This is a genomic window from Psychromonas sp. B3M02, from assembly GCF_003318165.1.
Lineage (GTDB): Bacteria > Pseudomonadota > Gammaproteobacteria > Enterobacterales > Psychromonadaceae > Psychromonas.
This window is the reverse complement of sequence record NZ_QOCB01000085.1, coordinates 1-12379: the sequence shown is the minus strand read 5'-3', so window position 1 is coordinate 12379 and position 12379 is coordinate 1. Positions and strand designations below refer to the sequence as shown.

Sequence of the window (12379 nt, the reverse complement as noted above, 5' to 3'; positions counted from 1 at the left end):
TAGTTAATTTAAGTGAATTTAATAAATGTCCTTTCACGCTTTAAATATTATTTTTTTAATCAGATAAAACAATGACATCGGTCTATAAATAAATCTAAAGTTAATAAAAATCACACTTACAAGTTAATAACGTATATAAAAACATCACATAAAGAACACCAAACAACCACAGTTAGTACGAATTGACAGCAACTTTATAAACCTAAGCAAACCCCTTGAAGATTTGCTAGTATCGCGGCCTTGTTCATAATCAAATTGCGTTTTAATTGATTTTAAAGGGACTCGCGCAATCTACTAAAAGGTATCTTTATGTTAACAGTACTTAATGCTTTGAATGGTTTATTGTGGGGGCAAATTCTTGTTTATTTGTTAATAGGAACAGGGGTTTATTTCACCGTACGTTTAGGCTTCATTCAATTCCGTCATTTCTTCCATACATTTACTGTCATGAAAGGCAGTCGCAAATCAGATAAAGAGGGTATCTCTTCTTTCCAAGCTCTCTCCACCAGTTTAGCCGCACGAGTTGGTACAGGTAACCTTGCCGGTGTTGCTATTGCAATTACAGTCGGTGGCCCTGGTGCAATCTTCTGGATGTGGTTAATCGCCCTATTAGGAATGGCAACCAGCTTTGCAGAAAGTACACTTGCACAAGCTTATAAAGTACATGATGAAGAAGGTAATTTCCGTGGTGGCCCTGCTTATTATATGGAACGTGGTTTAAATGCACGTTGGATGGGTAGCCTATTTGCAATCTTTCTGATTATTGCATTTGGTTTAGTATTTAACGCCGTTCAAGCAAACTCTATTACTGCCGCATTAAATGAGTCATTCAACTTTGATAAACTAACTGTTGGTATTATCCTTGCGCTTATATCAGGTGCTGTTATTTTCACTGGTATCCGTGGTATCGCTAAAGTAGCAGAACGAATTGTTCCAGCAATGGCATTGGTGTACTTAGTGATTGCAGCGTTTGTTGTAGTCATCAATGTAACAGAACTACCTGGTGTTATTCGCTTAATCTTTAATTCTGCTTTTGGTTGGCAAGAAGCCGCTGGTGGTGCATTTGGTGCAATGATTATGACCGGTGTTCAACGTGGTTTATTCTCAAATGAAGCAGGTATGGGTAGTGCAGCAAACGCAGCTGCAACAGCCTCTCCTTACCCACCTCACCCAGCATCACAGGGTTATGTACAAATGCTAGGTGTATTTATTGATACCATCATCATTTGTACTGCAACGGCGTCTATCATTCTATTATCAGGTGGATTAGATTCGTTCTCTGGTATGGGTGGTGTTGAAATCACACAACGTGCATTAGACTTCCAAGTGGGTAACTGGGGTGGTTCTTTTGTTGCAATAGCACTGCTTTTCTTTGCCTTCACTTCTATTATCGCTAACTACTCTTACGCTGAAACTAACCTAGTATTTTTACAACACAAAAATACACGTGGTTTAATCGTATTACGTATCGCAGTGTTAGCAATGATCCTTTTCGGTGCAACACAAAGCAACGATGTAATCTGGTCTTTAGCTGATGTCTCTATGGGATTAATGGCGATTGTTAACCTGATTGCTGTCCTATTACTTTCTAACGAAGTGATTAAGTTAGCAAAAGATTACAACCAGCAATTAAGCGCTGGTAAAGTGCCTACTTTTGACCGAACTAAACTACCAGAGCTAGATAAAAAAATAGAGCCTGGTGTTTGGGAAGCTAAAAAGTAACATAAAGCATCCTCGATAGACCTTACAAGATCACAATGGATGAATCTTGTAAGGTCTATTACTTTCAGCTCTTCTAAACTCTCCAATACCTTCTTTTCATTCATAAATAAGCCTAAAAAAACAGCAAATTCAGTACAATATTCATTGATCTTTTTTTGTGATAGTTCAAACTAAAGGCAATATCACTATTTGCATTAAAGCAAGCTGTGCTTTAGTTGCCCATTCAATGGACACATAAAGGTATAAGTTAAAAATAAGTTTCTAGATAAAACTAACAACAAAATAGACTTTAACCTGCACAACTATTTAATGTAGATTTGTATCCACCACTTTCGACAATATACTTAAGGAGAAGTAATGTATCCAAACCTTAGAGACATCGGGATCCGTAACCCAGAAAATATCAAACGCTACTCATTACGCAAAGAGGGCGATAAGGATATTTTAAAAGTATATTTCCGTAAGACCGGAGCCATGTTAATCGGGCGTAGTAGTAAATATAAATTCCAACGTCAAATTAAAACCGTCAGCGGTGGTCAGCACGTTCAACATATTCAAGGTACTACTGAGTTATCAGAAATTAATCCTACCTTGCATAAAATCATTAAAGAGCTAGATAGCTTAAGTTTACAAGTCAGCACCGAAAAAGAGCTAAAACAACAGGTATTATCAGACTTAAAACACTTACAGTCGGTTGTGGATAATAAAATCCAAGAGATTGAAGGTAAGTTAGACAAGCTACAATAAACTGAATAAAACAACAGCATTAACTTCTACTTTAAAAACGAACATCATTGTTCGTTTTTTTATATCTTCAGTTTGCCTCGTCATAAACAGTATTTTAAATATCGACTTTTAATCCTGTGACCTAGTACTCGTATTAGAAAAGCGCAGTCCTTACTTTTTTGTAATTAAGTAATACAAATGATATAAAATGATCATTAAAAAGGTTTAATACAAACAGTAAATCGGCGTAGCTTATGTTGATTTTAGTTTAAGGGATCCCCCTTGAACCGCTTTATAACCTGATATTTCATTAACATTCCTTGCAGTTGAGTAACTTAGCATTACTGGGCTGGTATAAATTTATTAATTTCATAAGTAGAGGTTTAAATGTCTAACAAATCTTTTGATGCGATCAAAGCGATCAAATTAGAAAACGACAAATCTGCTGGTAATCTTCTTGATGTGATGCCAGTGCAAGTACAAAAGGCTGATATTGATCTTTCTTTCCTAGATAACCTAAGTGTTGAACATCCTCGTTTATTAGTGCAAAGCAAAGACCTAGCGGCTTTTAGAGCAAACCTAAAAGCCGATGCTGGGTATTGTAAATTCGATGCTTTTATGAATAACTCTACTAATAAATTTTTAGACGTCGCGCCTTACGATGAGCCACAAGCGTACCCAGAAGAAACCGTTGGTAAAGCCTCACTATGGCGTCCTTACTGGCGTCAAATGTATGTAAGTTGCCAAGAAGCCTTTAACGCAACACGTAACCTATCCATTGCCGGTATAGTATTAGAAGATGACGCAATCATCGCTAAAGCCAAAGCGTGGACATTACAACTCGCCTCTTACGATCCAGAAGGTGTCACCTCACGTGGTTATAATGATGAAGCTGCTTTCCGTGTTATTGCAGCCATGGCTTGGGGTTATGACTGGCTACATGCTTACTTTTCAGAGCAAGAGCGTGAAACAGTAAAACAAGCATTGATCGTACGTTTAGAAGAGATCATGCATCATCTACAAGTAACCGTTGACCTATTAGCTAACCCATTGAATAGTCACGGTGTGCGTTCAATTTCATCTGCGGTGATCCCAACCTGTATCGCGCTATACAATGAATACCCTAAAGCACGTGAATACATTGAATACGGCATCGAATACTATGCGGTACATTACCCACCATGGGGTGGAAAAGATGGCGCATGGGCTGAAGGTCCAGATTACTGGAACACGCAAATGGCATTCCTAGGTGAATCTTTTGACTTACTGAAAAGCTACACCTCTATCAACATGTTTAATAAAGAGTTCTACAAAAATACTGGTGATTTCATCATGTACTGTATGCCTGTTCACTCAAAACGTGCAAGCTTCTGTGACCAATCAAGTATTGGTGACTTCCCAGGGTTAAAACTGGCTTACAACATCAAACATTTTGCAGGTGTAAACAACAAACCTGAATACATTTGGTACTACAACCAACTGAAAGCACGCGATACAGAAGCGCATACTAAATTCTACAACTTCGGTTGGTGGGACTTTGGTTACGATGATTTACGTTTTGATTACCTGTGGAACGATATGCCTGAAGTTAAACCTTCAGATGAGCCACAGCTTAAAGTCTTCCCAATCACAGGTTGGGCAGGTTTCCACAGCAATATGACAAACCGTGATGAACATATTCATATGGTTTACAAATGTAGCCCATTCGGTTCTATCAGCCATTCACACGGCGACCAAAATGCTTACACATTACATGCATTTGGCGATACGTTAGCGGCTATCACAGGTTACTACGGTGGTTTCGGTGTAGATATGCACATCAAATGGCGTCGTCGTACTTTCTCTAAAAACTTACCTTTATTTGGTGGTAAAGGTCAGTATGCAGAAAACACAACAACCAACTTTGAAGGCGAACACCAAGATCGCTACTGTGTTGAAGCGGGTGGTAAAATCACAGACTTCGATACAGAATCAGATCTATTATTCGTTGAAGGTGATGCATCAACCTCTTACCAATTCCACAATCCAGATTTAGAATCTTACAAACGTAAAATCTGGTTTGCTAAAGGTAAAGTCTTTGTGATGCGCGATCTGGCGACTCTTAAAAGCGAACAAGACTTAACTTGGTTATTACACACCACTTTCAAAACAGAAACAGCTAAGGACTCATTCCAAATTATTGGTGACAATGCACTATTAGATGTGTCATTTATCAATGAAGCGACGGATAATTTACTAAGCATTGAAAATGTTGAAGGCTTTGGTGAAGTTGACCCAAGTGAATATAAAGATCTTGAGATCCACCGCCATGTTGAAGCGAAATTTAAAGCGAAGAAAGAACACAACATCCTCACTTTATTAGTACCAAGTAAAGTCAACGGCCCTAAAACAGAGGTGTCGTACAACCTCACTGACACAAGCTTAACCCTGACTATCGATGGTGAAGATGTAGTGATTGAGCTTTAACTTAGCCTTCACTAAAAGGCTTATTTATAAAACAGCCAATACTAGAAAGCCGCTTATCATAAGCGGCTTTCTTATTTATAGATTAACATTCAAATTAAAAGAACCCCATCGGGTTAATATCGTAGCTGACCAGCATATTCTTCGTTTGTTGATAATGCGCTAACATCATCTTATGGTTTTCACGTCCAATACCTGATTGCTTATATCCGCCAAATGCAGCGTGTGCAGGGTACAGGTGATAACAATTTGTCCATACACGCCCCGCTTGAATACCACGTCCCATACGATATGCAATATTACTGTCTCTCGTCCATAAGCCTGCACCTAAGCCAAACTCACTATCATTAGCAATCCTTAAAGCATCAGCTTCATCTTTAAAGGTCGTGACACTAATAACTGGACCAAAGATCTCCTCTTGGAAAACACGCATATGGTTGCTACCTTTTAACAAGGTAGGTTGAATATAGTAACCATCATCAGCCCCATCTACATTCTCAATAGCACCGCCGGTTAATACTTCAGCGCCCTCCTCTTTACCAATCTCAATATAGGATAGAATTTTGTCATATTGTACTTTTGACACTTGTGCTCCCACTTGGCTATCAGTGTCAAACGGGTTGCCTTGAACAATACTTTTTGTACGCTTAATCAACCGCTCAATAAACTCATCGGCGATCGACTCCTGTACTAATAAACGTGATGGACAAGTACACACTTCCCCTTGATTAAAGAATGCTAACGCCGCCCCCTCTAAACATTTATCTATATATGTATCCTCATGATTCATCACATCGGCAAAGAAAATATTAGGCGATTTACCACCTAATTCTACCGTTGAAGGGATCATATTGTCTGCAGCACAATGCAAAATACGCTTACCAATTGGACTAGAGCCAGTAAAGGCAATTTTAGCAATACGTGTAGAAGTCGCTAATGCCTGTCCCGCTTCTTCACCAAAACCGTTTACAATATTTAAAACACCTGCAGGTAATAGATCACCAATAATCTCCATTAAAAATAAAATGGATAAAGGGGTTTGTTCGGCAGGTTTAAGAACGATGCAGTTCCCTGTTGCTAACGCAGGTGGAATTTTCCAAGCGGCCATCAATAGTGGGAAATTCCAAGGGATGATTTGTCCAACAACACCTAATGGCTCATAAAAATGGTAAGCCACTGTATTGTGGTCTATTTCACCTAATGATCCCTCTTGAGCGCGAATACAACCAGCAAAGTATCTAAAATGGTCAACAGCTAAAGGCACATCTGCCCCCATGGTTTCTCGGATACATTTACCATTATCCCAAGTTTCAACCAAAGCAAGAAGCTCTAAATTCTCTTCAATCTTATCTGCTATTTTAAGCAGAATATTAGAGCGTTCAGTAACAGAAGTATTCGCCCAGGCTTGTTTCGCGCCATGTGCAGCATCTAAAGCAAGGTCAATATCTTGTTGATCTGAGCGAGCGACTTCACAAATATCTTCCCCTGTGACAGGGCTTTTATTAGTGAAATATTGTCCATTTACAGGGGTAACCCATTGCCCATTAATGTAATTATCGTAACGTGATTTAAACGTAATTTGTGACTCCGAAGAACCTGGATTTGGATAAATCATAAACACCTCTCAGTTATTTGTATGCCTCTATGTGATATTCATCCTATCTATGCGTTTTTTAAATGCATGACTGATAATCCAAAAATATTGACTGTTAGTTTCAAATAGTAGGGAGCGTGGTAAAAATGATAACTCAACATGTTCAAGATCAAAGAAATAAGCCTCAAGTTTTGGTAGAGAACAAAACCTCTTTTGCTGGAGAGGATGCTGAATTGAGTATTTATGACACTTTTGAATCTGCTTCTAATATCAAACTTGCGTCTGACCAATTAATGTTTTGCGGTATGCTATCCGGTAAAAAAATAATGCATAGTTTACACAGACGGTTTGAAACGGAGTTCTTCCCACATGAATCCTTTATTATGGCACCAAACCGCCCAATTCAGATTGATTTCCCCGATGCCACACTAGCTTCCCCAACCAGCTGTATCGCTATTGAAATTAGTCATAATCGCGTTAAAAAGATATGCGATAAACTCAATGCCAATGCACCTTTATCAAGTTATCAGCAAGAATGGCAGTATGATAATAAACTAATGCACACACACCATAATGCCGAAACCCAAACCTTGTTAGGGCGTATGATCAATATTTTTACTGAGAATCATCCGGATAGAAACTTTATGGTGGATCTCGCGGTAAGTGAACTTATTACGCGTTTATTAAGAGAGCAAACTCGAGATTTTATTATTTGTCACAGCCTTAACGATCCAGAGCATAACGGTATTAACTCAGTGGTAGCCTACCTATATAAGCACTTAGCAGAGGCTATTAATATTGAAGCATTAATTAAAATATCCTGTATGAGTCGCACTAAATTCTTCTCTGAATTTAAACGGACTATCGGCTGTACACCTCAAGACTTTTTATTTCAATTACGCCTTAAAAAAGCAGCAGATCTATTGCAGAAAAATAACTCAGTAACCCAAGTCTGCTTTGCCACCGGTTACTTAAGCACGAGCCACTTTAGTCGCAGCTTTAAGAAGTTTTTTGGGATTAACCCAACTCAATACAAACTCAGACATAATCCAAACCCAGACATAATCCAAACCCAGCAATAATCCAAACCCAGCAATAACCCCACATGACGAATTAAGCATTAACAATGTTGGTATATAAGCATCAATAAAAAAGAATAACGCAGCGTTTGTATTCTGAAAGTCTATTATTTATGGCATTAAATGGGCATAGTCGGTATATCTACTCGCATTACGTTTATGACTTACCAAACACTCATTACCATGGCCAATAAAGTACAAAAATAGGCAACGACGCAAGCTGTAAACGACTCAAAAAGTGCAAACTCTTATGTATCTTCTTCTAATGCCCAACTCAGCAAGACAATTCATAACTATAAAAAGAGGCATAAATTTAAAGATTTCTCTGCAATTTCAACTATCTTCCTCGTTAAGTAAGCGTTAAAATCCGCACGCTAATTTAACTTAGCAATTCTCAGGGCGGGGCGAAATTCCCCACCGGCGGTAAGCCTTACAGGTAAGCCCGCGAGCGCTTTATTAATGATTCAACCTCATAATAAAGGTCAGCAGATCTGGTGTAACTCCAGAGCCGACGGTTAAAGTCCGGATGAAAGAGAAACCAAAGCACTGCATGTTGCAGGGCTAATTTACATGACCTAAAAATTAGGTGGTGTAACTCTCAATGCCCTGATTCTGGTAACTATTCAAAGGAAATACCATGAGTCAGTCTCTATTAAGTTTATTCGGTGATGCACATACGCGTGTATCAAATGCCATTCAATCAATCAAAAATGGTTCAGGTGTCCTCGTCGTAGATGATGAAGACAGAGAAAATGAAGGTGACTTTATTTTTGCAGCAGAATCATTAACCACGCCACAAATGGCCATGATGATCCGTGAAGGCAGTGGCATAGTCTGTTTATGTTTGCCAACATCCACCACACAAAAACTTCAACTACCGCAAATGGTCAGTCATAACACTAGCCAAAATACCACTGCTTATACCGTGAGTATCGAAGCAAAGCACGGTGTAACCACAGGTGTTTCAGCCGCAGATCGCGTCACCACCATTAAAACCGCCGTTGCAGCAAACGCAACAGCGGAAGACCTCTCACGACCAGGTCATGTCTTCCCGCTACAAGCCGTTGAAGGTGGCGTATTAGTACGCAGAGGCCATACCGAAGCAGCCGTGGATTTAGCGACATTAGCCGGGTTTGCACCGGCAGGTGTTATTTGTGAATTAAGCAATGCAGATGGGTCAATGGCCCGTTTACCAGAAGTGGTGAAGTTCGCCCAGCAACACAATATGCCAGTATTGAGTATTGATGATTTAGTGCATTATATTAAAGCCGAACAGGTAGCCTAATTCATATATAGCTAAGGTGTAGTTTTGGGTTGCCAAAACGTCTAAAACTGAAGTGAGTTATAGCTTTGTGGGCTGTCTATAGTGATATAGGTGGCCTTTTTTGTTGTCGCAACAACGAGTGCTTTTTATATTGTTCAGTGATATTTAAGAGTTGGTTCGTCTACGCTCAACGTAGCTTAATGAATAATTGTGACTTGGTGTTCCGCCCTATCGGCGTGTTACTTTCTTTTGAGTGGCCAAAAGAAAGTAACCAAAGAAAAGGCCACACCGGATATTTTTTTATCCGAATAAATGATTACCTTCTTAACGCACCGCTCATACGCGGCGTCCATGCCGCGAAGTTCGCTAGCAACGGCATCCCTGCCTAACCTGCTAAAGGTAATCATTGATTCATAAAAATATAACGGGGAGTTGATGTAGCCGGGTTGAGAATTCTAATTTTTATAAGTTCGCTAAAGCAATATTCCTTTAAAGTTATCGTTTTAAACATACCATTTTGGACTTACATGAACGCTCTAGCTTTAGTTAATCTCTCCCTATTTGGCTTTGCTAAAATGCATTGATTGCTGGGAAAGCTCAAGGTTGGAAAGTTGTAGGCATAATGAGTATTGGTTCGTCTGCGCTCATTTAAGCAGTTTGATTATTATTTACTTGCTGTTTCGCACTATCGGCGACTTTACTTCCTCTTCCATACTTTCCGTGATTAAAATCAGGCACATTTAAGTAAACAAAAACTACTCTGCCTTTCCGTTGTTAATACGGAATAACGCCACCTTTCCAGATCATAAAATTTTGACAAATACCTTTAAATGATTGTTTTAAGGTTTTTCTAGCGTATTATTAATGCACTTTTAACAAATAAACATATTACGTATTTCCAGCGTAAATATGGAATTTTTCGGTTTAATAAGTGTTATACGTTTCTGGAGTTTAGTGTTGGCTAAAGTTATATTGCAAGGGTTTATAGTCATACCAGATTCAGAACTTGAGATTGTTAAAAGTGAGTTAAACACCCATAAAAACCTTACTCTGAAAGAGTCAGGTTGTTTAATTTTTATAGTCACACCGGATAAAATAAATCCTAATAAGTTTAGTGTTTACGAAGAGTTTGTGAGTCAAGAAGCGTTTGATTATCACCAAGCAAGAGTTAGTTCATCTAATTGGGGTGATATAACTAAGAATGTAGAAAGACATTACGAAATTAACAGTGGCGAATAAACGTATAACAAAGCGTTAGCTGGAAACTTAGAATTGGAGCTGCCGTGCAGAAATTACAAACCTTCTATAAATATAAATCTCTTGATAATTTTGAATTTCTACTTGATTTGATTCTCAAAGAAAGAATATATGCAGCAAGTCATCATGAACTTAATGATCCTATGGAAGGTGTTGTAAAGATAGATGGCACTATTCCTCAAAAAAAAGAACAAGAGTGGGAAGAATTAATAAAAAAATTCAGAATTGTCTGCTTCAGTAGAGATAAAGACAGCCCTCTAATGTGGTCACATTATGCCGATGGTGCTAGAGGTTGTGTTGTTGAATTTCAATTATTAGAAAACCAAACTTTTCATAAAGTCTCATATTTAAAAAAACCTTCAATAACAGAAAAGAATATAACAATAGATAAGGCAAAAGAAATTCTACTGTATAAAGAAAAGCCTTGGAAATATGAAGCTGAAAGTCGATGTTTAATTGTTGGAGAAAAAAAATTTTTGCCAATAACTATCAAATCAGTAAGGTTTGGTGGAAGAGCTGAGAAGTCAAAAGTTGATATGCTTATGCATATATTGAAACTCTGTAAACCAAAACTTGAAGTGTTAATAGAGAGCAAACAAAGTTTAAGTAATAACATAAGGTGGGTTTCCAGTGGAATACGAACTTATGTTAAAAGACCAGATAGAAGTAAAGATTATTGCCCTAAGTGCGATGAAAGGGAAGATATACAAAAAGATTTTTGTCGCTAGTACACTAGGCTTATTAGTTATAGGCCATATACAAGCAAACAAGTCAATTTAAACGGAGCTAAAACAGTTTAGCCGCTTAATGTAGACGCTGAGGTTGTAGAATAACTCGCTTATTACAAAAAAATGTAAAATTATAATTCTTAAATTATAATTTTTTAAAGCCAATTATTAAAAATAATTGGCTTTGTTTTCAATTAAATAGAGAAATTCTACAGCCTCGTTATAAATCAAGGAGAGTTCGGTGGAAGCATTAACTGCTGCAACTACATTTGCATCAATAGTTGGTTTGCTTAGTAATTTTAAATCTGAGAGAAAGTCAGCTTCTGATGATGAATATCAAGAATTTGTTCAATGGCTAAGTGATAAAAGATATAAAAGTTTACTTGATGAAATTACATCAAATCACTTGCTTGGCTTAGGTATTAAATCCCTTTTAAGTCAAAATCACGATGTCGTTTTACAAAAGCTATCAGCGCTAGATGAAACACTTCTTATGTTATCCTCTTCTATTGATGGTTTTAAGGAAATATCTAACGCTATCGCTCCTTACTCCGAACTTTCAGAACAAGCAATATCGATACTTTACCAACTAGATAATTCAGGTGGCAGCTTTTTTCAAGAGCTTAACATGTTAGCTGGCACGACCTTTTATATCATGGATGCATCAGGGAGTATTGAAATTACTGAACCAAGATTCATCGAAGATGACTTAAATCAGCTTGTTAATACCGGATTGCTAATTTTTGATCATAGCCCCCAAGGAAATCGAAATTTTCGAATAACAAGGCTAGCTGTAAAGCTGCTTTCTCAGGTAAAAGTTGATTTATAATAAAGAAATAACAAAGACCCCCATCTTAAATTATTATTAGCTTGTATTAGTCTGCTCAGAGTAGTGTTATTTTTAAGGAGTTTCAATTGTTCAGTTTAAAAGTAGACAATGAAATTAAGTTATCATTAATTCAAAAGTCTTTTGCTCCAATATACGCAAAATTGGTCCAAGAGAATTTACCTTATCGGTGTTTTTCAAGACAGTTGGCACTCATTAGCTAATTTTTATGCTGCTTCTTTTTTAGGAGTATCTGGATTTAATGTGACAGCTCCAATTGCATTACAGTCTTGAACCTCACCAGACCAACGCAGTGGTTTTTTAGCCCTAGCATCTAGTAATACAATTTTTCTCTTATTTAGTATGTCTGTATCTAAACCATCATGGCGTTCACTAGGTGTAATGAACTTAATCCTGCTATGCTTGTGCTCCGTGTTATACCAGGTCAAAGTATGGGACATCCAAACATTTCCCCCTCATAAAAACGCTCCCCAATGCGGCTACGACTCCCCCACCGTTGAGCTTTCCCAAACGTTCAATGACTTTTAGCAACAGCAAACAGGACGTTTGCTGTAAGCTCATTCAGCACATGGATGTGCTGTATGAGCTGGTGCGTTAAGAAAGGCAATGAGCGTTTGGATAAGAAAGCGATCCGGTGGCCAGTTTCTTTGCATCCTTTCTTTTCTGGCAAAAGAAAGGGTGTCGCCGACAGGGCGAAAA

Annotated in this window: 11 protein-coding genes and 1 riboswitch; of the genes, 8 read left to right on the top strand and 3 right to left on the bottom strand. The window is 38.0% G+C overall.

Translation table 11 applies throughout. From position 1 onward, the window contains the following. Positions 1–309 precede the first annotated feature (309 nt). The 3 genes from DS885_RS09490 (at position 310) to DS885_RS09480 (ending at position 4914) form a co-directional block, all read left to right on the top strand. Positions 310–1722: an alanine/glycine:cation symporter family protein gene (locus tag DS885_RS09490; protein WP_113819195.1), complete on the top strand. Its 1413-nt coding sequence runs from the start codon at positions 310–312 to the stop codon at positions 1720–1722. Between the two features lie 357 nt (positions 1723–2079). Then, positions 2080–2469, top strand: coding sequence for a DUF3461 family protein (locus tag DS885_RS09485; protein ID WP_113819194.1), 390 nt, complete (start codon positions 2080–2082; stop codon positions 2467–2469). 366 nt (positions 2470–2835) lie between these two features. After that, entirely contained in the window at positions 2836–4914 is a 2079-nt protein-coding gene (locus tag DS885_RS09480) for a DUF4962 domain-containing protein (protein WP_113819193.1), read from the top strand. 94 nt (positions 4915–5008) lie between these two features. Here DS885_RS09480 and exaC read toward each other — a convergent pair whose 3' ends face one another. Further along, positions 5009–6526, bottom strand: coding sequence for an acetaldehyde dehydrogenase ExaC (gene exaC, locus DS885_RS09475; protein ID WP_113819192.1), 1518 nt, complete (start codon positions 6524–6526; stop codon positions 5009–5011). A 125-nt stretch (positions 6527–6651) separates the two neighbouring features. Between exaC and DS885_RS09470 the strand changes: the two genes are divergently transcribed. The 5 genes from DS885_RS09470 (at position 6652) to DS885_RS09450 (ending at position 11662) form a co-directional block, all read left to right on the top strand. Beyond that, on the top strand, positions 6652–7587 hold the full coding sequence (locus DS885_RS09470) for a helix-turn-helix domain-containing protein (RefSeq protein ID WP_113819191.1): 936 nt from the start codon (positions 6652–6654) through the stop codon (positions 7585–7587). A 383-nt stretch (positions 7588–7970) separates the two neighbouring features. Beyond that, a riboswitch (FMN riboswitch) is annotated at positions 7971–8126 on the top strand. A 95-nt stretch (positions 8127–8221) separates the two neighbouring features. Continuing rightward, entirely contained in the window at positions 8222–8869 is a 648-nt protein-coding gene (ribB, locus tag DS885_RS09465; protein WP_113819190.1) for a 3,4-dihydroxy-2-butanone-4-phosphate synthase, read from the top strand. 888 nt (positions 8870–9757) lie between these two features. Further along, positions 9758–10087, top strand: coding sequence for a putative quinol monooxygenase (locus DS885_RS09460; RefSeq protein WP_369007756.1), 330 nt, complete (start codon positions 9758–9760; stop codon positions 10085–10087). 44 nt (positions 10088–10131) lie between these two features. Continuing rightward, positions 10132–10833: a DUF2971 domain-containing protein gene (locus DS885_RS09455; protein ID WP_113819189.1), complete on the top strand. Its 702-nt coding sequence runs from the start codon at positions 10132–10134 to the stop codon at positions 10831–10833. Positions 10834–11074: 241 nt separating this feature from the next. Beyond that, positions 11075–11662 carry a hypothetical protein gene (locus DS885_RS09450; RefSeq protein ID WP_113819188.1) on the top strand — a complete coding sequence of 196 codons (588 nt, stop codon included), beginning with the start codon at positions 11075–11077 and terminating at the stop codon, positions 11660–11662. A 224-nt stretch (positions 11663–11886) separates the two neighbouring features. On the opposite strand, the gene DS885_RS09440 is transcribed toward DS885_RS09450, so the two are convergent. Beyond that, entirely contained in the window at positions 11887–12120 is a 234-nt protein-coding gene (locus DS885_RS09440) for a hypothetical protein (RefSeq protein WP_113819187.1), read from the bottom strand. Positions 12121–12194: 74 nt separating this feature from the next. Continuing rightward, on the bottom strand, positions 12195–12379 hold a 185-nt coding region (locus tag DS885_RS17655), incomplete at its 5' end, for a hypothetical protein (protein ID WP_220149684.1).

Coding starts and splice junctions, on each gene's coding strand:
- DS885_RS09490 (WP_113819195.1), top strand. CDS start 310: ATGTTAACAGTACTTAATGCTTTGAATGGTTTATTGTGGGGGCAAATT.
- DS885_RS09485 (WP_113819194.1), top strand. CDS start 2,080: ATGTATCCAAACCTTAGAGACATCGGGATCCGTAACCCAGAAAATATC.
- DS885_RS09480 (WP_113819193.1), top strand. CDS start 2,836: ATGTCTAACAAATCTTTTGATGCGATCAAAGCGATCAAATTAGAAAAC.
- exaC (WP_113819192.1), bottom strand. CDS start 6,526: ATGATTTATCCAAATCCAGGTTCTTCGGAGTCACAAATTACGTTTAAA.
- DS885_RS09470 (WP_113819191.1), top strand. CDS start 6,652: ATGATAACTCAACATGTTCAAGATCAAAGAAATAAGCCTCAAGTTTTG.
- ribB (WP_113819190.1), top strand. CDS start 8,222: ATGAGTCAGTCTCTATTAAGTTTATTCGGTGATGCACATACGCGTGTA.
- DS885_RS09460 (WP_369007756.1), top strand. CDS start 9,758: ATGGAATTTTTCGGTTTAATAAGTGTTATACGTTTCTGGAGTTTAGTG.
- DS885_RS09440 (WP_113819187.1), bottom strand. CDS start 12,120: ATGTCCCATACTTTGACCTGGTATAACACGGAGCACAAGCATAGCAGG.